The sequence below is a fragment of the Pseudarthrobacter sp. ATCC 49987 genome (genome assembly GCF_009928425.1).
Taxonomy (GTDB): Bacteria; Actinomycetota; Actinomycetes; order Actinomycetales; family Micrococcaceae; genus Arthrobacter.
The window spans coordinates 1321243-1344800 of the sequence record NZ_JAABNS010000001.1 but is presented as its reverse complement, the minus strand read 5'-3'; the positions used below and the strand labels follow the sequence as shown (position 1 = coordinate 1344800).

Sequence of the window (23558 nt, the reverse complement as noted above, 5' to 3'; positions counted from 1 at the left end):
AGTTGCCTCATGGCCAACCCTGAGCTGATGTCCGCGATCCGCTTACGGCTGTCCGCGGCAGCCGATCCCGTCCGGGCGGCGGGCGCGCAGGCCTATATGAAATCCGATATGCCCTCGCTGGGGGTCCGGGTTCCGGAGGTCCGGCGGATCGTTAAGGCCGCCGCCACGGAGCTGCCTCCCGGTTCCCTCGAGGAGCTGCAGTCCGACGTCCTGGAGCTGTGGCGGGGCGCACGCTGGCGGGAGGAACGCTATGCGGCCATCGACCTGACCGGTCTGAGGCTGGCCGCGGGTGAGTTGAGCATGCTCCCTCTCTACGAGGAGATCATCCGCAGCGGCGCCTGGTGGGATCTGGTGGACGGAGTCTCGCACCGGCTGTGCGAGCTGCTGCAGACACACCGGGAGGACATGTCCCGCGTACTGCTCGGCTGGAGCACCGACGCGGACTTCTGGATCCGGCGGGCCGCCATCACGGCGCAGCTGGGCGCCAAATCCGCCACCGACCCTGCGCTGCTCGCTGCGGTCATCGAGTCCAACCTGGCCGACCCCGAGTTCTTCATCCGGAAAGCGATTGGCTGGGCCCTGCGTGACTACGCCGCCACGGACCCGGGCTGGGTCCGGGACTTCGCGGCACGGCACGGCGAAGCACTCAGCCCGCTGTCCCGCCGGGAGGCGCTACGGAAGCTTAGATGACCGGGCGGGTGGTGACCGGTTCCTCGGACTTGCTGAACAGCAGCTTGGTCTTGGGGTCCAGGAAGATCAGGTACAGGGCGAAGAGCAGGGCAATGATCGCGGCAGCGTTGCGTGCCAGGGCCAGCGCCAGGCCGAGATCCGCGGTCTGCAGGTAGGGGAAGACTTCCAGCTGGTCCGAGATCGCGTAGACCATAAAGAATGACACGATGAAGTACAGGGCCTTGACCTGCCAGTCATCACGGATGCCGGTGACGGCGAAGAGCGGGATAAGCCAGACGACGTACCAGGACTGGATCATCGGGGCGAGGACGACGACGGCGGCGAACGCCAGCGTGAGGCGCCGAATGAGGCGGTCATAGTCGCCGCGGAAGATCTGCCAGGCGATGATACCGAGCGCCAGCAGCTTGCCGGCGTCGTACACCCATTTGGCCAGCCCCCAGCCGTCGAGTCCGAAGGCGTTGAAGATCGAGGCAACCACGAGGCCCAGCAGCCCGACGGGGGCATACCAGATCCAGATGCTGCCCGGGGCGGAGAGTCCGTTGATCCAGCCGAAGCCGAAGCCGTTGACCAGGCTCATGGCGTACAGCAGGGCCAGGCTGATGCCGGCGGTGAGCCCCCAAAAAACGAACTTCCGCGGCCAGCTTGCGCTTTTTCCGGCCCACAGCAGGCCGATGAAGGGCAGGAAGACGATCGTGATGGGCTTGACCGAGATGGACAGGGTCACGAGGACCAGGCCGAGGATGACACGCCGGGTGGCGCAGTAGTACAGCCCGGCCAGGGCCAGGCCGATCATGAGGGCGTCGTTGTGGACGCTCGCGATGAAGTTGGTCAGGAAGAGCGGGTTGGCAGCGGTGAGCCACAGGGCGCGGTGCGGGTTGACACCGTGCAGTTCGGCCAGTTTCGGCACGTAGATGATGCACAGGACGATCCCCACCAGCGCGGCGAGGCGGAACAGCATAATGCTGCCCTCGGGATGCACGTTGGTGGACCAGACGACGAACTGCTCGATCCAGAGGAAGAACTGGCCATACGGTACCGGCGCCTCGGTCCACATTTTGTCGGCGCCGAGCTGGAAATAGTTCGACAGCGCGGAGATGCCGTTTTCGTACGGGTTGAAGCCCTCCACCATCAGGCGGCCCTGCCCGATATAGGCGTAGACGTCGCGGCTGAACAGCGGAACGGAGAACATGAGGGGCAGCCCCCACAGGACAACCGCCTGCAGTGTGGCCTTGCGGGCCTCCGCCCCCCAGACCCGCACGCGCTGTCCGAGCCGGAGCCACGCGCGGACGAGGAGCATCCCGCCGACGGCGAGCAGCACAATGCACAGTCCGACGCCGACTGCCTCGGTGCGCATCCAGATGAACAGCGGCACACGGCGGAGTTCGGAAGCAGGCGCGAGCCAGCCCACGCCGAGCGAACCGATCGCCATAAAGAGAGAGCCAATGAATCCTGCCAGAAGCGGCGAACGGGCGTTGTCGACTTCAGCAACGGATGCCGCCGGGGACGTGCCGGCAGCCGTTTTCCCTGCAGGCGCCGTCATCTCAGGATCGTCCAATCTGTTGTGGGGCACTTTCCCGCCCGCAGCCGGCCGTTTGAACGGGCCGGGGGGGCGCGCCGCGATGACGAAACATTTCAACGCACGCGTACCCGAAATCCTAGCACCGGACCGCCCGGCGGCGGCGAAACGGTAGGCTGGGCGCGTGCCTATATCTAATGAACGCATCGTCTGGATCGACTGCGAAATGACCGGCCTGGACACCACGAACGACGCCCTCATCGAGGTGGCCGCGCTGGTGACGGACTCGGAGCTCAATATCCTCGGTGACGGCGTCGACGTCGTCATCAAGCCCGATGACGCCGCCCTGGCGCAGATGAACGACTTCGTCCGCGACATGCACACCCGCTCCGGGCTCCTGGCGGAACTCCCGCACGGCAAGACCATGGCGGAGGCCCAGGCCATCGTCCTGGACTACATCAAGAAGTGGGTGCCGGACCCGAAAAAGGCGCCGCTGGGCGGCAACTCGGTGGGCACCGACCGTGTCTTCCTGGTCCGTGACATGCCCGAACTGGTGGAGCACCTGCACTACCGGGTCATCGACGTGAGCACCATCAAGGAGCTCTCCCGGCGCTGGTACGCGCGGGCCTACTTCCAGTCCCCCGCCAAGCTCGGCGGCCACCGGGCCCTCGGCGACATCCAGGACTCCATTGATGAGCTGCGCTACTACCGCGAGGCCGTCTTCGTACCCGCGCCGGGGCCGGACAGCGCCACGGCGCAGCTGATCGCCAAAAAAGTCATGGGAACGGCGGAACAACCGGCACCGGCCGAGTAATCTGCGCCACGTTTGCGGAAAATTTTGGCGAAAACCCGAAAAGTGGCAAAAGTGGCCCCGAAGAACAGGTAAGCTATTTGTCGTTGCCTTTTCAGCCAGCCGGTTCGCCGGAGGGCGTGGCGGGGCACATGGTGGGCGTAGCTCAGTTGGCAGAGCGCCTGGTTGTGGTCCAGGAGGTCGCGGGTTCAACCCCCGTCGCTCACCCTCACGAAGGACGGCAGTAATTGTCCGACCTCAGACGAAGGCCGTACCGGATATCCGGTGCGGCCTTTGTTGTCTGTCCATGGAACCGTGCACGGAAGGAACTGCGTTGAAGCGCACACTTTTTGAAGAAGACCACGAGATGTTCCGTGAGATGGCAGCCGAGTTCAATACCCGCGCCGTCGCACCGCACTACGCCCAGTGGGACAAGGACCACATGATGTCCCGGGAGCTGTGGACGGCGGCCGGCGAGCAGGGCCTGCTGGGCCTGGCCGTGCCTGAAGAGTTCGGCGGCATGGGCATGAACGACTACCGCTTCCGCGCCGTGCTGGACGAGGAGTTCGCCAAGAGCAACCACCTTGCGGTGGGCCTGGCCTTCCACCTCCACGATGACATGGTGCTCCCCCACCTGCTGGCCTACGGCTCCGACGACCTCAAGGGCCGCTGGCTGCCCGGCATGGCCTCGGGCGAAAAGGTCACCTCGATCGCCTGGACCGAGCCGGGAGCCGGATCGGACCTCCGCGGCATCCGCACCAAGGCCGTCCGCGACGGCGACGACTGGCTGATCACCGGGCAGAAGACCTTCATCGGCAACGGCATCTCCGGGGATGCCTCCCTGGTCCTGGCCCGCACCGACGGCAGCGCCGGCCGGGGAAAGCAGGACTCCTTCTCCCTGTTCATGGTCCACAAGGGCGAGGGTTACACCGCCGGCAACCAGCTGGACAAAATGGGCCTCAAGGCCTCGGATACCGCAGAGCTGTTCTTCGACAACGTCCGGGTTCCGCACACGGACCTCGTCGGCGAAGAGGGCAAGGGCCTGCAGTACGCCGCCGAGCAGCTCCCCCAGGGCCGGCTCGCGATCGCGGTGGCGAGCTCCGCCGTCGTCCGCGCCGTCTACGAGGCGACCGTCCGCTACACGAAGGACCGTAACGCCTTCGGCGAGCGGATCATCGACTTCCAGAACAGCCGTTTTGAACTGGCCGACATCCTCACCGAGGTCGAAGTCACCGAAACGTACGTTGACCGGGCCATCCAGGCTTTCAACGCCGGGGAACTCGACGCCGCCTCCGCCGCCCGCGCGAAGCTGTGGGCGTCCGAGCGTGCCAAGTCCGTCACCGACCGGTGCCTCCAGCTGCACGGCGGCTACGGCTACATCATGGAATACCCCGTGGCGCAGGCCTTCCTGGCCGCCCGGCTGCTGACCATCTTCGGCGGCACGAACGAAATCATGCGCGACGTCGTCGGCCGCACCATCGCCGGCTGACCCGGCCCCGTTTTTGACAGCCAAGCACCAGAGGAACTTTCCCGACATGACCGTTCTGCCCATCACGATCTGGGGTGAGCCCGTACTCCACCGCCGGGCCGCCGAGGTTGAAGTCTTCGACGACGAACTCCGGAGGCTCATCGCCGACATGTTCGAGACCAACGACGCCGCCAACGGCGTCGGTCTCGCCGCGCCCCAGGTCGGGGTCGGCAAACGGCTTTTCATCTACAAGTACGACAACGACGACGGCGCCCCGCCGTCTGGAGCCGTCGTCAACCCGGTGCTGACCCTCTCCAAGATTTCCGGCGCCCTGCCGGATCCGGACGAGGAAGACGAAGGCTGCCTGTCCTTCCCCGGCGGGCAGTACCCGCTCAAGCGCGCGGAATGGGCCAGGGTGCAGGGCTTCGACGGCGACGGCAAGCCGGTCGATTTCGAGGCGACAGGTTGGTTCGCCCGGGTGATCCAGCACGAATACGACCACCTCGACGGCAAGCTCTATGTCAACCGGCTGATCGACCGGTACGCCCGCAAGGCCATGAATCAGGCCAAAAAGAGCGGCTGGGGCGTCCCCGGGCTGACCTGGATGCCGGGCGTGGACCCGGACCCCTTCGGGCACTAGGGTCCTTGGGTCACGGTCTCCGCTCGACGGCGGCCAGGATCGCCGCCCCGAGTTCAACGGGCTTCGTGAACTGCGGCCAGTGCCCGGTGGGCAGGTCCACGTAGTCGACGTCCCGGACGCTGCCGAGCTCCGCGACATAGGGGTGGCCGGCCCCGATCATTTCGATCAGCATGGAGGACGGAAACTCGCAGGCGATGACCGTGGCCGGGACATCATAGCGGCGCTCGTCGTGCAGCCGCTGCTGGTCCTGGGCCACACCCTTCGGCTGCGGAACGGCACGGGCCCGGAACATGGCCCGCAGCTCCTGGTCGAGGTCGGTGAGGTCTTCGTCATCGAACAACTCCCACGGCGGAAGCGGCACGTCGTCGCCGTCATCCGGCAGCTCATCGTTGATGACACCGCCGTTGCCGAGCGGACCGCTGTCAACGTAGATGGCCCTGGCCACCCGGTCCGGGCGCGAGTCGACGGCGCCGTGGATGATGGCGCCTCCGCCCGAATGGCCCACCAGGACCACCGGGGCATCAAACTCGTCGATCTTCGCCACGACGGCGTCAATGTGGGTGCGCAGTCCAATGCCGGCCCGCGGCGCGTTGGCCGATTCCAGCCCGGGCAGCGTGAGCGGGTGGACCTGATGTCCGGCCGCGACAAGCGGCGGGGTCACCTCCTCCCACGACGAGGCGTCCAACCAGAATCCGGGTACCAGGATGATGTCCATGCCGGTACCCTACCTGCCCGGGCCGGGCCCCGGCACCGGATCAGCGGCACTATTAGTCCTCGCCGGACTTTTGCAGCATGGCGGCATGGTCCGGAACGTAACGGAAAAGATCCCGTGGGGGGCGCGTGTAGTTGACGGCCTTCGGTCGTTCCGGCAGGGTCACCGGCTCCATCCGGACTTCGGTGTAATCGATGCTGGAGAGCAGGTGGGCGATCATGTTGATCCGTGCGCGGCGTTTGTCCTCCGCCTCGACCACAAACCAGGGCGATTCGGCGGTATCTGTCTGCATGAACATGTCATCCTTGGCCCGGGAGTAGTCCTCCCACCGGAGGATTGCCTCCCGGTCCATCGGCGAGAGTTTCCATTGCCGCAACGGGTCATCCATCCGGGACTTGAAGCGCCGCTCCTGTTCCGCATGGCTGATCGAGAACCAGTACTTGAACAGCAGGATCCCGTCCTGGACCAGCAGGCGTTCAAAGACCGGGCATTGGGCCATAAAACGCTTGTGTTCCGTGGGCGTGCAGAATCCCATCACATGTTCGACGCCGGCGCGGTTGTACCAGGAGCGGTCCATCAGGACGATCTCCCCCGCGGCGGGAAGATGCTCCACGTAGCGCTGGAAATACCATTCACCGCGCTGCCGCTCCGTCGGGGCCGGCAGCGCCACGATGCGGGCAACGCGCGGATTCAGGTATTCGGTGACCCGCTTGATTGCGCTGCCCTTGCCGGCGGCGTCGCGTCCCTCAAAAATCACCAGCACACGCGCGCCCGTGCTGCGGACCCATTCCTGGAGCGCGACGAGCTCGGCCTGGAGCCGGAAGAGTTCGGCCTCGTAAACGCTGAGGGCCAGCCGCCCTTGCCCGTTTGAATCGGGTCCCTTGCTGCCCTTCCGGCCAGACTGTACCTTGCCGGAGCCGGCCTTGCCGTCGCCGCCCTTGCGATGTGCCATGGTTCCCGTTCCACTCGTGACCGCGGACTTTCGTCGCGCCCATCCTGCCGCGCCCATTCTCGCGGAGCAGCCGACCGGCCACAAGGGGACGTCCTGCCCCGGGACACCAGCAACCCCGTGCTCCTATGCTTGGGCCATGGAACCCCCCAGACCGATGGCGATGCAGCCCATCCTCACGCTCACCATAAACCCCGCACTGGACGTCAGCACCACCACCGAGCGCGTCATCAGCGGCCACAAGCTGCGCTGCGGCACCAGCCGCCTCGACCCCGGCGGTGGCGGCGTAAACGTGTCCCGGGTGGTGCAGCGCCTCGGCGGCCGGACCCTGGCGGTCTACACCGCCGGCGGACCCACCGGAGAGGCCTACCGCCGCCTCATCGAAGCCGAACGCGTCCCCACCCTGGCCGTGCCGATCCACGGGAGTACCCGCGAGGACTTCACAGTTGATGAGACGACGACGGGAAAACAGTTCCGCTTCGTGCTGCAGGGCCCCGAGCTGAGTGAGCCCGAGTGGCGCTTATGCCTGGCGCTCGTGGCGGACTCGATCCCGGTGGGCGGGTATGTCGTGGCCAGCGGCAGCCTTCCGCCGGGCGTTCCGGAGGACTTTTACGCCCAGGTGGCCCGGCTGGCGCGCCAGCGGGATGCCCGCTGCATTGTGGACGCCTCCGGACCGGCGCTGGCCGACGCCCTCGCCGAGGGGGTGTTCCTGGTCAAGCCGAGCCGCCGGGAGTTGGGGCTGCACTTCGGAACGACCCTGGATAGCGACGAAAGCCAGGTCGAGGCGGCCGCGGCACTGGTCGCGGACGGCTCCGCGGAACACGTCGCACTGACCCTCGGCGGCGAGGGAGCCGTGCTCGCCTCGAAATCCGGGATCCTGCGGCTGGCCGTGCCCCGGGTGAAGGTGACAAGCACCGTCGGAGCCGGCGACAGCTTCCTGGCCGCGTTCGTGCTCCGCCTGGCCCAGGGCCGAACCCTTGAGGACGCGCTCCGGGCCGCCGTCGCCGCCGGTAGCGCCACGGTGACCACGTCCGCCACCGAACTCTGCCACCGCGAGGATGTGGAACGGCTGGAAGCCGAACTCGCCGCCCAAGACGGGAATGCAGGCGGGGCCGCCGAGTGAAGCCGGGACCGGTCCGCCTGGCGCTCGGGCTGCTGCTTGTTGTGGGAACGGCCGGCTGCTCTGGCTCCGTGCCAAACGCCTGCCCTGCCCTTGCGTGGTTCAACTCCCTCACGGTGTCGCTCGATGGCAACGTTGGGAAGGTTAGCCTGGTTGAGTTCTGCGCGGCGGACGCCTGCTCCGTCCGCGCCGATGGCCCGGTCCGAATTCCTGAGACCTCTGTCAGCCCCGGCGCCGTGCCCGGGCCGGCCACATCCCTGCCGGTCACGCCGGACCCAACTGCGTCCGGGGCAGCCGCGTCCGGGCGGCCCTACAGTCCCTTCACAGCGTCCCGGGTCGACGACCGGACCTGGAAGGTCAGCCTGATGATGCGGTCGCCGGAGACGGTGACCATCAAGGCATATTCCGCAGACGGGAGCGTCCTGGCCCAGCGCGAGGTGCAGCTGGACTGGACCCGGGTGGGCGGCAGCGAGGCATGCGGCGGACCCGAGACTGCCGGCCCTGTCAGGCTCGTCATCTAGGCGGACTCCGGTCCCGCGTCCGGTCGCCGCCCGCCCAGGCAAAGGACCATGTGGTTAGCCCTGGACCAGGGTCAGCAGCTCGACGACCTGGTAGGCATCATGACCGGGGACCACGTTGTGCATGGTGATGCGCCCCTCCGCCGGGCTGATGTGGATCTGCCAGCCCCAGTCCGGGCCGGTCGGGGCGGAGTAGGAGCCGTTCAGGCGGAGCACGCCGTCCTCGCCGACGCCGCCGCTCAGGTCCATCCACGCCGGCCCTGTGTGCCAGGAGTCGACCCACACCGCCTTCGACTCCCCGTCCGCGGTGGCTCCGCCCAGCAGCAGGAGACCGTCCTGGGCTTTGTCCGCGTCGGACCACGTGTAGGCGATGGTCCCGAAGTGCGCCGCTGTCACGCTCACCGTCGCGGTGGCTGCCGACTCCTGGTACTCGTCCGTCGGCATGATGCGGAGGCGGTTGGTGCCCTGCCGGCTGCCCAGCAGCGGTGTCAAGTATTCGACAATATCCATGGCTGCAGTCTACTGAGCGGCCGCGACAATCGTCTGCTGTCCGGGGCAGGAGGACAGGACCCGCTTCATGGCGTCCTTCTCCGCCGGAGTGACCCATAACAGGTACGCTGCCTTCACCGAGATCTGCCGGGCGACATAGTGGCAGCGGAAGGCTTTGTTCGGCGGAAGCCAGGTGGCGGCGTCGGACGCGCCCTTGTCCTGGTTGGCCGGGCCGTCGACTGCGATGAGGTTAAGCGGATCGTTCGCCAGATCCTCGCGTTGCCCGGCAGTCAACTGCTGGGCTCCCTTCTGCCAGGCGTCCCCCAGTGCGACGACATGGTCGATCTGCACGGCCTTGCTGCTGTCCGCTCCCCGGCTAAACGTGATCTGCCGGCCCGTGTACGGTTCCCGGAGCGTCCCGGCGGCCACGCGGCAACCGGATTCCTTGGTAAACCCGGCTCCCGTCAGGTCGCGGCGGAGGATGTCGTTGCGGGTATCGCAACCGTTGCGGTCCACGTCCAGCCAGGCCTGGCCGAAGGCGCTGCGGTCGTAGTTGTCCTGGGCCGCCCGACCCTTGACCGTAAGCGTGTCCAGCAGCGCCGCGGCTGAGCCGGCCGGAACCAGCCGCACGGAAGCGACGGCGTTCATCCAGCCGGCTGCCAGCACAGGCGCCTCGCTGGGTCCGTCGGTCGGGTCGACGGCGCCAAACTGCCCGGCGGTGAAGAACCACCCGAGCACCGCGACAACGGTGAGTGCCGCGGCAGCCAGTAGGGCCCACGCCTGGCGGGACCGCCGTCGTGCCTGCCGGAACTCCGGCCACGTGAGCGTCAATCCGGCACCCGGGCAGCGTGCTTGAATCCGGAGAGTTCCGGGGCGGGACTAGTTCTTTCCACCCCCGAAGCCTAGGCCGGGCCTCAGACTCTGCGGGGGTTGTCCACAGTGTGGAGGACAGGTAGCCCGCTAGTTCTCCTTCGTCACGCGCACAAGGTCTTCATTGGCAAGGGCCAGGAGCGATTCGAGTTGCCCGACCCGCGCCTCGTCGACCTCACCGGCCGCATACTTGGCGCGGGCGTCGTCGAGGAGCCGCTTGGCTTCCTTGGCGTTCCGCCGCGCTACGTCCAGGGCGTGTTCCAGGGTGGTTTCGTGCTCTACTGCCGGGTTCTGTTCCATTGCACCATTGTGGTGCCCTTTCCCGGCCGATTCCAGAGGATCGGCCGGGAAAGGCGGAACAGAGTTCGCAGGATGTGCCGTCAGGCCTGGACCTCGACGGGCAGGCCGGCTGCCTCCAGCGTTGCTGCCGCGTCCTTGGCGGGGAACGACGGCGGGTTCACGCCGGCCATTTCCTCCATGACACGGACCACCTGGCAGCTGTAGCCGAACTCGTTGTCGTACCAGACGTAGAGGATGACGTTCTTGTCGTTGGAGATGGTGGCCAGGCCGTCGACGATGCCTGCCCGGCGGGAGCCGACGAAGTCGGTGGAGACCACCTCGGGTGAATCGATGTAGTCGACCTGCTTCCGCAGCTCCGAGTGCAGCGACATCTCCCGCAGGTAGTCGTTGACCTCATCCTTGGTGGTGCTGTTTTCCAGGCTCAGGTTCAGGATGGCCAGGGACACGTCCGGGGTGGGGACCCGGATCGAGCTTCCCGACAGTTTGCCGAGGAGCTCCGGCAGGGCCTTGGCTACTGCCGTGGCGGCACCGGTCTCGGTGATGACCATGTTCAGCGCGGCGGAGCGTCCGCGGCGGTCGCCCTTGTGGAAGTTGTCGATCAGGTTCTGGTCGTTGGTGAAGGAGTGGACGGTCTCCACGTGGCCGTGCACCACGCCGTAACGGTCGTTGATCGCTTTCAGGACGGGGGTGATGGCATTGGTGGTGCAGGAAGCCGCGGAGACGATCTTGTCCGCATCGGTGATCGTTGCGTGGTTGATGCCGTGCACGATGTTCTTGAGATCACCCTTGCCCGGAGCCGTGAGCAGAACCCGGGAAACGCCCTTGCTCTTGAGGTGTTGGGAGAGGCCTTCGGCGTCGCGCCAGCGTCCCGTATTGTCGACGACGAGTGCGTCGTGGATGCCGTAGGCGGTGTAGTCGACAGTGGCGGGGTTGTCCGAGTAGATGACCTGGATCTGGACACCGTTGGCGGTGATGGTGTCGTTCTCGAGGTCCACCTTGATGGTGCCTTCGAAGGAGCCGTGGACCGAGTCGCGGCGCAGCAGGCTGGCGCGCTTGGCGAGGTCGTTGTCCGAGCCGCGGCGGACCACGATCGCCCGCAGCCGCAGGCCGTGCCCGCCGCCGGCCTTTTCGACCAGGAGTCGGGCCAGGAGCCGCCCGATGCGGCCGAAGCCGTAGAGGACGACGTCGGTGCTGGTGCGGTCGTCGCCGCCACGCTTGCCAACAACCTCGGCGAGTTCCTCGCGGAGAAACTCGTCCAGGGTGGCACCGTTGCCCTCGACGCGGTACTTCTCGGTGAGGCGTGCAATGTCGATGGCCGCGGCGCCGAGGTCCAGCTTGGTCAGGGCGTCCAGCAGCGGGGCGGTCTCTTCGAGACGCAGTTCTTCCTTGCTCATCCGGCGGGCGAAGCGGTGCGCCTTGAGGATGTTCATGGTGGACTTGTTGATCAGGCTGCGGCCGTGAATGGACGTGACCACGTTGTTCTCGCGGTACAGCTGGCCGATTACCGGGATCATGGCCTCGGCGAGCGCCTCCCGGCCCATCCACGTATCAAGACAAGAATCTGACGTCTGGCTCACAGAAATACCTTCCTAGAATCCACCACATACGGCGTCGTATGCGGAAGTCGGCTGCCGGAGGGTGTCCGGAACCTCGGCTCCGGGGATTCGGTCCACCCCGGGTGCCTGTGTCGAGCAAAGAAAAGCCGCCGGCTGCGAACGCAGACCCGGCGGCAGAACTTCTACGTTCACCGTCCATTCTACTGGCGGTCCGGCACGGTCCGGTGCCCGGTGACGCGTGAAATGACTCACACGGCGCTGGGGGCCGGCTGGGACCACGGGCACTTCCGGTCTACTACCTGGCGTCCTGGAGAATCATGTCGACGGCTTTTTCCGCGATCATGATGGTCGGTGCCTGAGTGTTGGCACTCACGAGCCGCGGCATGATCGAGGAGTCAACCACGCGCAATCCCTCGAGCCCGTGGACCTTGAGCCGCGGCGAGACCACAGATTCATCGGTGGTTCCCATGGCACAGGTTCCGACGGGGTGGTACGAGGTCCGGCCGAAGGAGCGGACGAATTTCACGTACTCGTCGCGGGTTTCCACCCGGGAGCCGTCGCCAATGTGCTCCGCCTTGGTGAGTGCCGCCATCGACGACTGCTCCATGATCTGACGGCTCTGCTGCACCCCGGCGATGGCCATTTCAAGGTCGTAGTCGTCGGCGAGGTAGTTCGGATCAATAAGGGGTGCTTTGCCCGGGTCCGAGGACACGGGACGAACTGTTCCCCGGCTCCGGGGCCGCAGGAAGTACGAGTTCAGCGTGGCACCGAAGCCGGGTTTCAATGCGGCGGCGCCGGTCCCCATCCGCGCGGCGGGGAGGAAGTGGAACTGCAGGTCGGGGGTCCTCTCGTCCTTGTTGGCGTAACTGAAGCCTCCGGCCTCGACAAGGGTTGAAGCGAACGGTCCCGAACGGAAGGCGAGGTACTCGACGCCGGCCAGGACGGTGGCCGGGCGGACCTGGTTGAGCCGGTCCAGGCTGTGGTAGTCCGTGAGTTCGTAGACGATGTCGACGTCGCAGTGGTCCTGCAGGTTCTTTCCCACGCCGGGCAGGGCATGGATGGTATCGATGCCGGCCGCGACGAGATCTTCGGGGTCGCCGATGCCCGAAAGCTGCAGCAGCTTGGGCGAGCCGAAGGCACCGGCGGAGACAATCACCTCACGGTTTGCCGTGTACGTGCGCGCGTTGCCGCCTTCGATCGCCTGGACTCCGACGGCCCGGCCATTCTTGACGATCACCTTGGAGACGGTCACGTTGGCGCGGACGGTGAGATTGCTCCGCTTGCGGGCCGGCTTGAGGTAGGCGACCGCCGCGCTACACCGGCGGCCGTTCTTCGTGGTGGTCTGGTAGAAGCCGACGCCGTACTGCTCGGCCCCGTTGAAATCGCTGTTGTAGGGCAGCCCGAACTCCTGGCCCGCCTTGACGAAGGCCGCCGAGAGCTTATGCGGACGCAGGAGGTCGGAGACTCCGAGCGGGCCCAGGGTTCCATGGTGCGGTGCCGAGAGCCGGCTGTTGGACTCCGAACGGACGAAGTACTTGCTCACCTCGTCACCGGACCAGCCTTCGCAGCCATAGTCCGTGACCCAGTTGTCGTAGTCCTCGGCCACGCCGCGCGTAAAGACCTGGGAGTTGATGGACCCGCCGCCGCCCAGCACGCGGCCTTGAGCGAGCGGGATGCGGCGGCCGTTGCTGTGCTTCTGCGGGACGCTCGCGTAGTCCCATTGGTAGGGGCCGCCTTTGAGCTTCGGGAAACCAGCCGGGACGTGGATGAACGGATGGCGGTCCGATCTGCCGGCCTCAAGCAGGAGAACGGTGACTGAGGGGTCTTCACTCAGCCTGCCCGCCAGGACGCTGCCGCCGCTGCCGCCGCCTGCAATCACGTAGTCGTATGCTCCGTCGTCCGGCACCATTGCTCCTATGCTCTTCGCTGACCGCACCGTTACTTGAACGTTCACTGCAGTCTCTGGTCCCGCCGCGATGATGTCAAGCATTCGCTTCAGCCTGCAGCGCCGCAGGGAAGAGGTAATCGGGAAATTTCGTCCCGGCAACGGGCGAAGGCTGGCCGGACCTGCAGGCGCCGTATATTCCGTGTCTGTGGGCCGTTGGCCTTTAGGATGTTCGTATGGGACTAATAATCACACTACTTATCATCTGGCTCGTTCTTTCGATTCTTGGCTTTGCCGTTAAGGGCCTGCTGTGGCTGGCCGTCATTGGGCTGGTCCTCTTTGTGGCAACAGGGGTGTGGGGCTGGGTGAAGCGGAAGGCTTAGGCCTGATCCGAAACCTGGTCTTTCCCGGCGGCGGCTGGCACCACACGGTGCCGGCCGCCGCTTTCGTTTGCGGTCGAGGGGGGGCGGCGCCAGGTCAGGCAGAATTCTCCCGGGGTAGGCACGGGGAATGTGAGTGGATGGGTTGACCGATACGCCGGGTTCTGTGTTCCCGCGCCGTTGCCAGCGCGGGAGTAGCGGCCATCCATCTACGAACGCCGTTGCCGACGCCCTCCAGCAGCCTACCCGGACACTCGGGCGAGCAGCCCTCGAACGTGCCCTGTCTGGCCTTGCTCCGGGTGGGGTTTACCTAGCCTTCCCGGTCACCCGGGAAGCTGGTGGTCTCTTACACCACCGTTTCACCCTTACCTGCCCTGCAGCCCATGCAAGCACGCGCCGCATGCAGGCGGTCTGTTCTCTGTGGCACTGGCCTGCGGGTTACCCCGAGTGGGCGTTACCCACCACCCTGCCCTGCGGAGCCCGGACGTTCCTCGAGCCACTTGCGTGACGCGCGGCCGCCTGGTCAACCCATCCGCCGTCCATTCTACGGTCTCCTCCAGCAGCAGCCTCCCCCCGGATCTTTTTCGGGCCTCCGGTGGGAGAATTTAGACAGGAAGTATCCCCCAGGCAAGGAACGATTCCGATGGACTGGACCGCTGTCATCGTGTGGCTGATCGTCGTGGTTGTGGTGATCGTGCTGGCCAAGATGGCGATTCAAATTGTGCGGCAGTACGAGCAAGGCGTCCTGTTCCGGCTCGGCCGGGTGGTCGGCGTGCGGATGCCGGGATTGCGTTTCATTATCCCGTTTGTCGACAAGCTCAACCTCGTCAGCCTGCGGATCGTAACCATGCCGATCCAGTCGCAGGGCATCATCACCCAGGACAACGTCAGCGTCGACATCTCGGCGGTGGCCTACTACCGGGTCGTGGACGCCGTGAAATCGGTGGTGGCGATCGAAAACGTGTCGGCGGCGATCAACCAGATCGCCCAGACCACACTGCGGAAAGTCGTGGGCCGGCACAGCCTGGACCAGACGCTCTCGGAAACGGAGCGGATCAACAGCGACATCCGCGAGATCCTCGACGCCCTCACACTGGAGTGGGGCGTCGAGGTCACCCTCGTGGAACTCAAGGACATCCAGCTGCCGGAGACCATGAAGCGCGCCATGGCCCGCCAGGCCGAGGCCGAGCGTGAGAAGCGGGCAAAGATCATCGCCGCCGAGGGAGAATCGATCGCCGCTGCCGCCCTGGGCGAGGCCTCCGACACGATGATGGCCCACCCGCTGGCGCTGCAGTTGCGGAACCTGCAGTCACTGGTGGAAATCGCCGTGGACAAGAACTCGACGGTGGTTTTCCCCGCACCGCTGATGAGCACCATCGGCGAACTGTCGGCCTTCCTCGCGCGCGAAAACCAGGCAGCCCAGGCGGTCCAGGCGGCCCAGGCGGTCCTGGCGGCGCAGGCTTCCTCCGCCCAGTTTCCACCCGTCGAGGCGGCCTGACAGGCGGGCCCGCCCCGCCCCTCCCGGCGCGCGGGGGCCTATGATCGGGGTATGGACGAGTCCGCCCTGAGCCGGCGCCAGCTGCTTGAGCTGGCAGGAATCGGGCTGGGTGCGTCCGCACTTGCGGGCTGCACTCCCGACGCTGGGCCCCCTGCCCCGTCACGGCCCGCGCCGGCAAGCCCGACGCAGGCCGCGACGCCGCTCCCTACCGTCCCATTGACGGTCGGGACCAGCTCAGGCTCATTTGTCTCAGCGTTCCGCCCCGGACTCGCCAGCCACTGGTCACTTGCCGCACCTGAATTGCCGCCCGGTGGGGCGCAGCAGGAGCTGCCGCTGGCCGTGTTCCTGCATGGTTTTGGCGGCAGCCATGCCGTCCTGCTGGAAGACCTGGCTGCCCACGACGCCCTCCAGCGGCACCTCGACGCAGGCGGTGTGCCCCTCGCGATCGCCGCCGTTGACGGCGGGAACACGTGGTGGCACCCCCGCGCCGACGGCAGCGACACCCAGTCGATGCTGGTGCAGGAATTTGTCCCGTTTCTTGGCAGCCAGGGCTGCGACCTCGGCAGGGTCGGCCTCTTTGGTCTCTCCATGGGAGGCTTCGGTTCCCTTCTGCTCGCCTCGCAGGGCCGGCTGCCCGGGGTCCGTGCCGTCGCGGCCATGAGTCCTGCGGTCTGGGACGACTACGAGGCCCGGCTGGACACAGCATTCGACAGCCCGGCTGACTTCGCGGCCCACGACGTGTTCGCCCTCCGGCCCAGACTTGCAGCACTGCCCAAGCGGATCGACTGCGGCACCGCGGACGACCTTGCCGCCACGGTGCGTCAGTACCGGGCGGACCTTCCCGGCGCCGTTGAGGGCGGCTTCCAACCCGGCGGCCACGACTACAACTATTGGCGCTCCATCCTGCCCGACGTGTTGTCCTTCCTCGGCCGCAACCTCGCCTAAGACCGCTGCCGCGTGGTGACGTCGGCGGCCCATCGTCAGGAGGCCCCACTAGGATTGGACGGTGCTGATTCTGCTGCCGCCCTCCGAAGGCAAGACCCCCGCCACGTCCGGCGATGCCGTCGACTGGACCACCCTGAGCTTCCCCCGACTGAACACCTGCCGGGCCAAGGTACTGGAGGGGCTCGGAACAGTCAGCGCCCATGAGGACGCCCTGGCGCTTCTGGGCGTCGGCGCCTCGCTGTGGGCCGACGTCGAACGGAATACGAGGCTGCACGCCGAGCCGGCGGCACCCGCCCACCAGGTCTACTCCGGGGTGCTGTACGACGCGCTCGACTACAACTCCCTCACCCCGACGCAGCGGAAGAAGGCGGACGAATCAGTGCTGGTCATTTCCGCGCTCTGGGGGGCCATCCGTTTCGGCGACCGGGTGCCTGCCTACCGGCTGTCGATGGGAACCGCACTGCCCGACGTCGGACGCCTGGCGTCCTTCTGGAAACCGCACCTCGCTGAAGCCCTTGCGGCCGCCGCGGACGGTGAACTGCTGGTGGACTGCCGCTCCAGCACCTACGCTGCCGCGTGGACTCCCCCGCCGTCGCAGACCGTCGCAGTTAACGTGTACACCGAGGTCAACGGCGCACGGAAGGTGGTCAGCCACTTCGCCAAGCACACCCGGGGCGAACTTGCCCGGCACCTGCTGGCCCGCCGGGGCAAGGCGCCGCAGACTCCTGCCCAGCTGCAGAAGGCAGCGGCCGAGAAGTGGACCGCCGAACTGGTCGAGGGCACGGCCCGGAAGCCGCACACCCTTAACCTGATCCTGCCCAACTAGCTAGCAGTTGGGTGGCTAGGCCCACTCGGAGGAGCGGACCAGGATGCAGCCCGAATCCGGGCAGAACACGACGTCGTCTTCGGCCGCGGCCTTGATTTCGGCGAGGTCGCCGGGGCTCAGCTGCATGCCCGAGCCCTCGGACGTTCCGTGGAAGAGGCGGGCCGCGCCGACGCCTCGCTTGGCCAGGGTCTTCTCGTAGATGGCCAGCAGCCCGGCGTCCAACCCGTCGGCGAACTCTGCACGCTTGCCGCGGACCACCGTGGCCTCGGCGGCGATCTCCGCGAGCTGCTCGTCCAGTTCGGAGCGGATGGACCCGAAGGAGCCCTGGATGTCGTCAACGATCTGCTGCTGGCTGGCCTGGCGGAGGCGGAGGGAGTCCAGCCGTTCAAGGACCTCCAGCTCAACGTCCTCCAGGTCGGAGCGGCGCTTGTTCAGGGACACGAGGTCGCGCTGCAGGGCCATCAGGTCCTTGGAAAGGCCGGTACCGCTGTTGAGCTTCGCTTCGTCGCGTTCGATCCGGGAGGCGACCTGCTCGACGTCGGCCTCGGCCCGCTTGAGCTCAAGTTCGGCGTCGTGGACGGCTACCTTCGCGGCGCCGAGTTCACCGTTGGCCACGCCCAGGGCTGCTTCAAGATCGGTGATCCGGGAGTCGCTTTCAAGGCTTCGGCGGCGGTTGGACAGGGATTTGAGCTTCGCATCAAGACCCTGCAATTCGAGCAACTTCAACTGTTCCGCCGGTGCTGCCTTGGCCACTATTTACCTCCGCTAAATCCCTGCCGGCCGAAGCCGGGCACCGTGTCGGCGCTCCCTAGACTCTAGTCCCCGCCCGGAGTCAGTATGAAGTCCCACGGATCGCTGTTGGTGGTGCTGACCCGGATTTCGACGTCGTGGCCCTGGTCGCTCAGTACATTGCCGAGGGCCTCGGCGGCGGCGGGCAGCCACAGCCACTCGCTGGCGAAGTGGGAGACGTCAATGAGATAGGGCCGGTCGTCGACGGCCGCCTCACGGGCTTCCGACGCCGGATGGTGCCGCAGATCGGCCGTGAGGTAGACGTCGGCGTCGCTGGCCCGCACCTCGCCAAACAGGGAGTCACCGGCCCCGCCGCAGAGGGCCACCCTGCGCACCAGCCCATCCCGGTCCCCGGACACCCGCACTCCCCCCGCGACCGCCGGAAGGATGCCGAAGACGCGGGCAGCGAAGTCGCCCAGGGTGAGGGGCTCCTCAAGGTCACCCACCCGCCCGATGCCTTCTTCCGGCAGGCCGTTCGCGGCCGGGGAAAGCGGAACGACATTCTGCAGGCCCAGCGCGTCGGCAAGGACATCCGAGACACCGCCGACGGCGGAATCGCCGTTGGTGTGTACCGTCAGCAGCCCGGTGCCCGACTCAATCAGGCGGTGCACTGCCCGGCCCTTGGCAGTGGTCGCCGCGACCGAAGTGACACCTTTGAGCAGCAAGGGGTGGTGGCTGATGAGCAGTTCGGCGCCGAACTCGATCGCCTCCTCGATCACCTCAAGGGTCGGATCGACGGCAAAGAGGATCCTGCCCCCCTGGGCGGACGGGTGCCCCGCCACGAGGCCCACTTCGTCCCAGTCCTCTGCGAGGGATTCGGGCCAGAGCTCCTCGACGGCCAGCAGGATCATGCCCAGCGTGGGCGCCTCGGCCGTTTCCCCGGCTCCGTGGCCGGCAGCGTTGGTGCCTTCGGAGTTTGTGCCTTCGGAAGAGCCGGCTGAAACGTCGGTGTTTACAGGTTCCATACCCCCATTTTTACCCTATCGGCAGGCCTGCGCCGCGGACGCCGGGAATCATCGGGGCACTTCAACCATTGAACAGAGCATGAGAACTTTTGTCCTCGGCGGAGGCTGCTTCTGGTGCCTCGACGCCGTCTACCAGAAAACCAAGGGTGTCAGCGCGGTTGTTTCGGGTTACACCGGAGGCCATCACCGCAACCCCGACTACTACGCCGTCTGCTCCGGAACCACCGGCCACGCCGAGGTGGTGGCAGTGACGTTCGATGAGGAGGTCATCCCGGCGGAGGTCATCCTGGACATGTTCTTCGCCCTCCACGACCCCACCACGCCCAACCGGCAGGGCTACGACGTCGGCACCCAGTACCGCTCGTCGATGTTCTACGAGACGACCGAGGAGAAGATCCTCTTCGAAGAAGCGATCGAGCGGAACCAGGCGCTGTGGGCGCACCAGATCGTCACGGAAGTCAGCCGGCTGCCTGTGTTCCACAGGGCGGAGGAAATCCACCAGGATTATTACGGCAAGTTCCCGGAGCAGGGGTACTGCCAGGTGATCATCAATCCGAAGCTGGCCAAGGCCAGGAAATATTACTCTGCATGGCTTAATGCTTAGCCAGGGTTCGCGGGCCCTCGTTAGGCTGACCTCAGTATTCCCTCTTCAACAGACAGGCGCAGACACCCATGGCACGGATCTATGACGACGTTACCCAGCTGGTTGGCGGAACCCCGCTGGTCCGGCTCAACCGGCTGACCGAAGGCCTGGACGCCACCGTGGCAGTCAAGCTCGAGTTCTACAACCCTGCCAACAGCGTCAAGGACCGGATCGGTGTCGCGATTGTCGACGCCGCGGAGAAGTCCGGCGCCCTCAAGCCCGGCGGCACCATTGTCGAAGGCACCTCCGGGAACACCGGCATCGCTCTGGCCATGGTCGGCGCTGCCCGGGGCTACAAGGTCATCCTGACCATGCCGGAAACCATGTCGACCGAACGCCGTGTCATGCTCCGCGCGTACGGTGCCGAGATTGTGCTCACCCCCGGCTCCGAGGGCATGCGGGGCGCCGTGGAAAAGGCGCAGGAGATCGTGGCCAACACGGAGAATTCCATCTGGGCCCAGCAGTTCGCCAACGAGGCCAACCCCGAGGTCCACCGCCAGACCACGGCCGAGGAAATCTGGTCCGACACCGACGGCAAGGTGGATATTTTCGTTGCCGGCGTCGGCACCGGCGGAACCGTCACCGGCGTCGGACAGGTACTCAAGGAGCGCAAGCCCGACGTGCAGATCATCGCCGTCGAGCCGAAGGACTCCGCCATCCTCAATGGCGGCGCTCCGGGCCCGCACAAAATCCAGGGCCTCGGCGCCAACTTCATCCCCGAAATCCTGGACACCAACGTCTACGACGAAGTCATCGACGCCACCCTGGAGGACTCGGTCCGCGTGGCCCGCGAACTCGGCGTCAAGGAAGGTATCCTCGGCGGCATCTCCTCCGGCGCGATCGTCTGGGCAGCCCTGGAACTCGCCAAGCGGCCGGAGAACGCCGGTAAGCTTATTGTTGCTGTGGTCTGCGATTTCGGTGAGCGTTACATCTCCACCGTGCTGTACGACGACATCCGCAGCTGAGTCCAGCCCTGTCCCAAGATTTCGTAGAAAGGTCTTTGTGAGCTTTTTCGCAAGACTGAAGGAAGACCTCGACGCCGCCCGGTCCCACGACCCGGCGGCCCGAGGTTCTTTTGAGAACTTCTTTGCCTACTCCGGACTCCACGCGATCTGGGCCCACCGCCTGACGCACCGGATGTGGCAGAGCCCTGCGCTGCGCTTCCCGGCCCGCTTGGTCTCGCAGCTCGCCCGGTTCCTGACCGGCATCGAGATCCACCCCGGCGCCACGATCGGCCGCCGCTTCTTCATCGACCACGGCATGGGCGTCGTAATCGGCGAGACCGCCGAGATCGGCGAAGACGTCATGATTTATCACGGAGTCACCCTCGGCGGACGTTCGCTGGCCAAGGTCAAGCGCCACCCCACCATCGAGGACCGGGTGGTGATCGGCGCCGGCGCCAAGGTCCTGGGCCCCATCACTATCGGTCGGGACAGCGCCATCGGGGCCAACGCCGTCGTGGTCAAGGACGCTCCGGCCGAATCGATCCTCACCGGCGTGCCGGCCACCTGGCGCCACCGGGACGCGCAGCGCGAAACCAAGCCCGCCGTCGACCCTGCCGAGTACGAGATCGAATACCGGATCTAGCTACGCGGGAAACCGCTTGTAGATGTTCCAGATCACGACGTCGAAGGCCCGGTCCGGGAGCAGCCGCCGCAGCAGGAGGATAGCGCGCGCGCCTTTGCCCACCGGATACCGGGTCCTGGGCTTCGCGGACGTCGCGGCGTGGACTATGGCGTCGGCAATGACGCCCGGGGGCGTGGACATGGTGGAGCCCACGGTGGAAGCCAGCGCTGCCGCCACCACCTTCGCCTGGTCCATGTAGGGTCCCCCGCCGGACGTGGCCAGGAGGCTGTCGCCGGATATGGCGCCCCATTCCGATTCGGTTCCCGACGGCTCGATGATGGATACATCGATGCCGTGGGGCTTCAGTTCGATCCGCAGCGAATCGCTCAGGCCCTCGACGGCGAATTTCGTGGCGTGGTACCAGGCACCCAGCGGCTCGTACATCTTGCCGCCAATTGAGGAGACGTTGATGATCCGCCCCCGTCCGGCGGCCCGCATTCCGGGGATCACCAGCTGTGTCATCCGCGCCAGCCCGAAGAGGTTGACGTCGAACTGCCGCTTCCCCTCGGCCAGTTCCACTTCCTCAAGCGAGCCGTAGGAGCCGTAGCCGGCATTGTTCACCAGGACGTCGACCCGGCCGTGGGCGGCCATTACCTGCTCGACGGCGGCGGTCATGGAATCCTCGTCCGTGACGTCCAGCGCCACAACCGTCACTCCGTGGGCCTTGAGAGGCTCCATCTTCTCGACCCTGCGGGCACCGGCATAGACGGTGAAACCGCGGGCCGCGAGCTTCCACGCGGTCTCATAACCGATTCCGGTGGAGGCACCGGTGACAAAAGCTACGGGCTGGGTCATCTTCTGCACTCCTGGGACACTGACGGGACAGTTACAGTGACGGACACTGCGAAAATGCCGGGGCGCGATCCGGGGAAACGCGAACGGCCGGTGCTCCCAGAGTAACGGGGAGCACCGGCCGCAGGCGTCAGTTGCGAAACTAGTGGGTGTCCACTGCCTCGATTTCGGACTTGTCCTCGCCCCAGAGGGTGTGGAAGGTTCCCTCGGCGTCGACGCGGCCGTAGGTGTGCGCGCCGAAGAGGTCGCGCTGGCCCTGGATCACGGCGGCCGGGAGGCGCTTGCGGCGCAGGCCGTCGTAGTAGGCCAGCGAGGAAGAGAACACCGGCACGGGGATGCCGAGCTGGACTGCGGTGGAGACCACGCGGCGCCAGGCCGGAAGGACCTCAGCGATCGCCTGGGTGAAGGCCGGGGCGAACAGCAGGTTGGCCGGCTTCTCTTCCGCGGCGTAGGCCTTGGTGATCTCCTTGAGCAGTTCGGCGCGGATGATGCAACCGCCGCGCCACAGGGAGGCGATCTCATCCAGCTTCAGGTCCCAGCCGTATTCCTTGGCCGCAGAGGTGAGCATGTCCAGCCCCTGGGCGTACGAGACCAGTTTGGACGCGTACAGCGCCTGGCGGACATCCTCGACGAAGCTCTCGGGGACCTCGACGTCGGCCTCGCCGCCGGCGAGCAGTCCCTGGGCCAGCTTGCGCTGCTCCGTCTGGGAGGACAGTGCCCGGGCGAAGACCGATTCGGCGATGCCCGACGTCGGGGATCCCAGTTCGAGCGCGGAGATGACGGTCCAGCGGCCGGTGCCCTTCTGCCCGGCGGCGTCCACGACGACGTCGACGAACGGCTTGCCGGTCTTCGCGTCCACGTGGCCAAGGACCTCGGCGGAGATCTCGATCAGGAAGGAGGCGAGGTCGCCCTTGTTCCACTCTGCGAAGATTTTGGATTGCTCGGCCGGTTCGATGCCGGCACCGGAGCGCAGCAGGTCGAACGCTTCGCCGATGACCTGCATGTCGGCGTATTCGATGCCGTTGTGGACCATCTTGACGAAGTGGCCGGCGCCGTCGGTGCCGATCCAGGCGCAGCAGGGCTTGCCGTCGACGTGCGCGGCGATCTTTTCCAAGAGCGGGCCCAGGGCGTCGTAGGACTCCTTCGAGCCGCCAGGCATGATCGAGGGGCCGTTGAGGGCACCTTCCTCGCCGCCGGAGACGCCGATGCCGACGAAGTGCAGGTCCTTCTTGGCGAGGGCTGCCTCGCGGCGGCGGGTGTCCTCATAGTGTGAGTTGCCGGCGTCGATGATGATGTCGCCGGCTTCCAGGAGCGGCTCAAGCTGCTCGATCACGGAGTCGACCGGCTTGCCGGCCTTGACCATGATCAGCACGCGGCGGGGCTTCTCCAGCGAGTCGACGAGCTCCTGCAGGGTCTCCGTACGGACGAAGTCGCCGTCCTGGCCGTGCTTCTCCAGCAGGGCGTCGGTCTTCTCAACGGACCGGTTGTGCAGGGCAACGGTGAAGCCGTTCCGGGCCAGGTTGCGGGCAAGGTTGGCCCCCATCACCGCAAGGCCGGTGACACCGATGTGTGCTGACATCAAAACTCCAAT

General features: G+C 66.4%; 25 protein-coding genes, 1 tRNA gene and 1 other RNA gene. 14 read left to right on the top strand and 13 right to left on the bottom strand.

The window, feature by feature from the left end; translation table 11 throughout:
• The first annotated feature begins 9 nt into the window (after positions 1–9).
• Positions 10–690: a DNA alkylation repair protein gene (locus tag GXK59_RS06400; RefSeq protein WP_160665275.1), complete on the top strand. Its 681-nt coding sequence runs from the start codon at positions 10–12 to the stop codon at positions 688–690.
• Here GXK59_RS06400 and mptB read toward each other — a convergent pair.
• Positions 683–2230 (bottom strand): polyprenol phosphomannose-dependent alpha 1,6 mannosyltransferase MptB, encoded by a 1548-nt coding sequence (gene mptB, locus GXK59_RS06395; RefSeq protein ID WP_160665273.1) that lies wholly within the window; start codon positions 2228–2230, stop codon positions 683–685. The genes GXK59_RS06400 and mptB overlap by 8 nt on opposite strands.
• Positions 2231–2390: 160 nt before the next feature.
• Here mptB and orn point away from each other — a divergent pair, with 160 nt between their 5' ends.
• From orn to def, 4 genes are all read left to right on the top strand, one after another.
• Positions 2391–3020: an oligoribonuclease gene (orn, locus tag GXK59_RS06390; RefSeq protein WP_160665271.1), complete on the top strand. Its 630-nt coding sequence runs from the start codon at positions 2391–2393 to the stop codon at positions 3018–3020.
• Positions 3021–3151: 131 nt separating this feature from the next.
• Positions 3152–3224, top strand: a tRNA-His gene (locus tag GXK59_RS06385).
• A 106-nt stretch (positions 3225–3330) separates the two neighbouring features.
• Positions 3331–4485 (top strand): acyl-CoA dehydrogenase family protein, encoded by a 1155-nt coding sequence (locus GXK59_RS06380; RefSeq protein ID WP_160665269.1) that lies wholly within the window; start codon positions 3331–3333, stop codon positions 4483–4485.
• Between the two features lie 46 nt (positions 4486–4531).
• Positions 4532–5104 carry a peptide deformylase gene (gene def / locus GXK59_RS06375; RefSeq protein ID WP_160665267.1) on the top strand — a complete coding sequence of 191 codons (573 nt, stop codon included), beginning with the start codon at positions 4532–4534 and terminating at the stop codon, positions 5102–5104.
• A 10-nt stretch (positions 5105–5114) separates the two neighbouring features.
• On the opposite strand, the gene GXK59_RS06370 is transcribed toward def, so the two are convergent.
• Together GXK59_RS06370 and ppk2 are read right to left on the bottom strand one after the other, a co-directional pair.
• Positions 5115–5819: an alpha/beta fold hydrolase gene (locus GXK59_RS06370; RefSeq protein ID WP_160665265.1), complete on the bottom strand. Its 705-nt coding sequence runs from the start codon at positions 5817–5819 to the stop codon at positions 5115–5117.
• Between the two features lie 52 nt (positions 5820–5871).
• Complete coding sequence (ppk2, locus tag GXK59_RS06365) at positions 5872–6768, bottom strand: polyphosphate kinase 2 (RefSeq protein WP_443094266.1); 897 nt, start codon at positions 6766–6768, stop codon at positions 5872–5874.
• Positions 6769–6904: 136 nt separating this feature from the next.
• Between ppk2 and GXK59_RS06360 the strand changes: the two genes are divergently transcribed.
• Both GXK59_RS06360 and GXK59_RS06355 read left to right on the top strand, forming a co-directional pair.
• Positions 6905–7888, top strand: coding sequence for a 1-phosphofructokinase family hexose kinase (locus tag GXK59_RS06360; RefSeq protein WP_202129073.1), 984 nt, complete (start codon positions 6905–6907; stop codon positions 7886–7888).
• Positions 7889–7956: 68 nt separating this feature from the next.
• The gene (locus GXK59_RS06355; protein ID WP_160665263.1) at positions 7957–8406 is read left to right on the top strand and encodes a hypothetical protein; all 450 of its coding nucleotides are present in this window, start codon (positions 7957–7959) and stop codon (positions 8404–8406) included.
• Positions 8407–8460: 54 nt separating this feature from the next.
• Here GXK59_RS06355 and GXK59_RS06350 read toward each other — a convergent pair whose 3' ends face one another.
• From GXK59_RS06350 to GXK59_RS06330, 5 genes are all read right to left on the bottom strand, one after another.
• The gene (locus GXK59_RS06350) at positions 8461–8913 is read right to left on the bottom strand and encodes a DUF1579 domain-containing protein (protein ID WP_160665261.1); all 453 of its coding nucleotides are present in this window, start codon (positions 8911–8913) and stop codon (positions 8461–8463) included.
• 9 nt (positions 8914–8922) lie between these two features.
• A complete protein-coding gene (locus GXK59_RS06345; protein ID WP_160665259.1) occupies positions 8923–9723 on the bottom strand; it encodes an HNH endonuclease family protein in 801 nt (266 codons plus the stop codon).
• A gap of 129 nt (positions 9724–9852) precedes the next feature.
• Positions 9853–10062: a hypothetical protein gene (locus tag GXK59_RS06340; RefSeq protein ID WP_160665257.1), complete on the bottom strand. Its 210-nt coding sequence runs from the start codon at positions 10060–10062 to the stop codon at positions 9853–9855.
• A gap of 80 nt (positions 10063–10142) precedes the next feature.
• Positions 10143–11639 (bottom strand): glyceraldehyde-3-phosphate dehydrogenase, encoded by a 1497-nt coding sequence (locus GXK59_RS06335; RefSeq protein WP_160665255.1) that lies wholly within the window; start codon positions 11637–11639, stop codon positions 10143–10145.
• Positions 11640–11913: 274 nt separating this feature from the next.
• Positions 11914–13527 carry a GMC family oxidoreductase gene (locus tag GXK59_RS06330; RefSeq protein WP_160665253.1) on the bottom strand — a complete coding sequence of 538 codons (1614 nt, stop codon included), beginning with the start codon at positions 13525–13527 and terminating at the stop codon, positions 11914–11916.
• A gap of 212 nt (positions 13528–13739) precedes the next feature.
• On the opposite strand from GXK59_RS06330, the gene GXK59_RS20415 reads away from it, so the two are divergent.
• Positions 13740–13886 (top strand): hypothetical protein, encoded by a 147-nt coding sequence (locus GXK59_RS20415; protein ID WP_202129072.1) that lies wholly within the window; start codon positions 13740–13742, stop codon positions 13884–13886.
• Between the two features lie 134 nt (positions 13887–14020).
• Here GXK59_RS20415 and rnpB read toward each other — a convergent pair.
• Positions 14021–14414: RNase P RNA component class A (gene rnpB / locus GXK59_RS06325), an RNA gene on the bottom strand.
• A 112-nt stretch (positions 14415–14526) separates the two neighbouring features.
• Here rnpB and GXK59_RS06320 point away from each other — a divergent pair.
• From GXK59_RS06320 to GXK59_RS06310, 3 genes are all read left to right on the top strand, one after another.
• Entirely contained in the window at positions 14527–15381 is an 855-nt protein-coding gene (locus tag GXK59_RS06320) for a slipin family protein (protein WP_237393804.1), read from the top strand.
• A gap of 51 nt (positions 15382–15432) precedes the next feature.
• Entirely contained in the window at positions 15433–16326 is an 894-nt protein-coding gene (locus GXK59_RS06315) for an alpha/beta hydrolase (RefSeq protein WP_237393803.1), read from the top strand.
• A 61-nt stretch (positions 16327–16387) separates the two neighbouring features.
• A complete protein-coding gene (locus tag GXK59_RS06310) occupies positions 16388–17152 on the top strand; it encodes a YaaA family protein (protein WP_160665251.1) in 765 nt (254 codons plus the stop codon).
• 15 nt (positions 17153–17167) lie between these two features.
• Here the strand turns inward: GXK59_RS06310 and GXK59_RS06305 are convergent, their stop codons facing one another.
• The gene (locus tag GXK59_RS06305) at positions 17168–17905 is read right to left on the bottom strand and encodes a zinc ribbon domain-containing protein (protein ID WP_160665249.1); all 738 of its coding nucleotides are present in this window, start codon (positions 17903–17905) and stop codon (positions 17168–17170) included.
• Positions 17906–17967: 62 nt separating this feature from the next.
• The gene (locus GXK59_RS06300) at positions 17968–18906 is read right to left on the bottom strand and encodes a Nif3-like dinuclear metal center hexameric protein (protein ID WP_160665247.1); all 939 of its coding nucleotides are present in this window, start codon (positions 18904–18906) and stop codon (positions 17968–17970) included.
• Positions 18907–18985: 79 nt separating this feature from the next.
• On the opposite strand from GXK59_RS06300, the gene msrA reads away from it, so the two are divergent.
• The 3 genes from msrA to epsC all read left to right on the top strand — a co-directional run bounded on the left by msrA (position 18986) and on the right by epsC (position 21136).
• Positions 18986–19510 (top strand): peptide-methionine (S)-S-oxide reductase MsrA, encoded by a 525-nt coding sequence (msrA, locus tag GXK59_RS06295; RefSeq protein ID WP_160665245.1) that lies wholly within the window; start codon positions 18986–18988, stop codon positions 19508–19510.
• Between the two features lie 68 nt (positions 19511–19578).
• The gene (gene cysK / locus GXK59_RS06290; protein WP_160665243.1) at positions 19579–20514 is read left to right on the top strand and encodes a cysteine synthase A; all 936 of its coding nucleotides are present in this window, start codon (positions 19579–19581) and stop codon (positions 20512–20514) included.
• Between the two features lie 37 nt (positions 20515–20551).
• Complete coding sequence (gene epsC, locus GXK59_RS06285) at positions 20552–21136, top strand: serine O-acetyltransferase EpsC (RefSeq protein WP_160665241.1); 585 nt, start codon at positions 20552–20554, stop codon at positions 21134–21136.
• On the opposite strand, the gene GXK59_RS06280 is transcribed toward epsC, so the two are convergent.
• Both GXK59_RS06280 and gndA read right to left on the bottom strand, forming a co-directional pair.
• Positions 21137–21970, bottom strand: coding sequence for an oxidoreductase (locus GXK59_RS06280; protein WP_160665239.1), 834 nt, complete (start codon positions 21968–21970; stop codon positions 21137–21139).
• 139 nt (positions 21971–22109) lie between these two features.
• Entirely contained in the window at positions 22110–23546 is a 1437-nt protein-coding gene (gene gndA, locus GXK59_RS06275; RefSeq protein WP_160665237.1) for an NADP-dependent phosphogluconate dehydrogenase, read from the bottom strand.
• Positions 23547–23558: the final 12 nt, after the last annotated feature.

What these genes read in the sequence shown, in the direction of transcription:
- GXK59_RS06400 (WP_160665275.1), top strand. Translation starts at nt 10, where the DNA reads ATGGCCAACCCTGAGCTGATGTCCGCGATCCGCTTACGGCTGTCCGCG.
- mptB (WP_160665273.1), bottom strand. Translation starts at nt 2,230, where the DNA reads ATGACGGCGCCTGCAGGGAAAACGGCTGCCGGCACGTCCCCGGCGGCA.
- def (WP_160665267.1), top strand. Translation starts at nt 4,532, where the DNA reads ATGACCGTTCTGCCCATCACGATCTGGGGTGAGCCCGTACTCCACCGC.
- GXK59_RS06370 (WP_160665265.1), bottom strand. Translation starts at nt 5,819, where the DNA reads ATGGACATCATCCTGGTACCCGGATTCTGGTTGGACGCCTCGTCGTGG.
- ppk2 (WP_443094266.1), bottom strand. Translation starts at nt 6,768, where the DNA reads ATGGCACATCGCAAGGGCGGCGACGGCAAGGCCGGCTCCGGCAAGGTA.
- GXK59_RS06360 (WP_202129073.1), top strand. Translation starts at nt 6,905, where the DNA reads ATGGAACCCCCCAGACCGATGGCGATGCAGCCCATCCTCACGCTCACC.
- GXK59_RS06350 (WP_160665261.1), bottom strand. Translation starts at nt 8,913, where the DNA reads ATGGATATTGTCGAATACTTGACACCGCTGCTGGGCAGCCGGCAGGGC.
- GXK59_RS06340 (WP_160665257.1), bottom strand. Translation starts at nt 10,062, where the DNA reads ATGGAACAGAACCCGGCAGTAGAGCACGAAACCACCCTGGAACACGCC.
- GXK59_RS06330 (WP_160665253.1), bottom strand. Translation starts at nt 13,527, where the DNA reads ATGGTGCCGGACGACGGAGCATACGACTACGTGATTGCAGGCGGCGGC.
- GXK59_RS20415 (WP_202129072.1), top strand. Translation starts at nt 13,740, where the DNA reads ATGGGACTAATAATCACACTACTTATCATCTGGCTCGTTCTTTCGATT.
- GXK59_RS06320 (WP_237393804.1), top strand. Translation starts at nt 14,527, where the DNA reads ATGGACTGGACCGCTGTCATCGTGTGGCTGATCGTCGTGGTTGTGGTG.
- GXK59_RS06315 (WP_237393803.1), top strand. Translation starts at nt 15,433, where the DNA reads ATGGACGAGTCCGCCCTGAGCCGGCGCCAGCTGCTTGAGCTGGCAGGA.
- GXK59_RS06300 (WP_160665247.1), bottom strand. Translation starts at nt 18,906, where the DNA reads ATGGAACCTGTAAACACCGACGTTTCAGCCGGCTCTTCCGAAGGCACA.
- msrA (WP_160665245.1), top strand. Translation starts at nt 18,986, where the DNA reads ATGAGAACTTTTGTCCTCGGCGGAGGCTGCTTCTGGTGCCTCGACGCC.
- cysK (WP_160665243.1), top strand. Translation starts at nt 19,579, where the DNA reads ATGGCACGGATCTATGACGACGTTACCCAGCTGGTTGGCGGAACCCCG.
- GXK59_RS06280 (WP_160665239.1), bottom strand. Translation starts at nt 21,970, where the DNA reads ATGACCCAGCCCGTAGCTTTTGTCACCGGTGCCTCCACCGGAATCGGT.
- gndA (WP_160665237.1), bottom strand. Translation starts at nt 23,546, where the DNA reads ATGTCAGCACACATCGGTGTCACCGGCCTTGCGGTGATGGGGGCCAAC.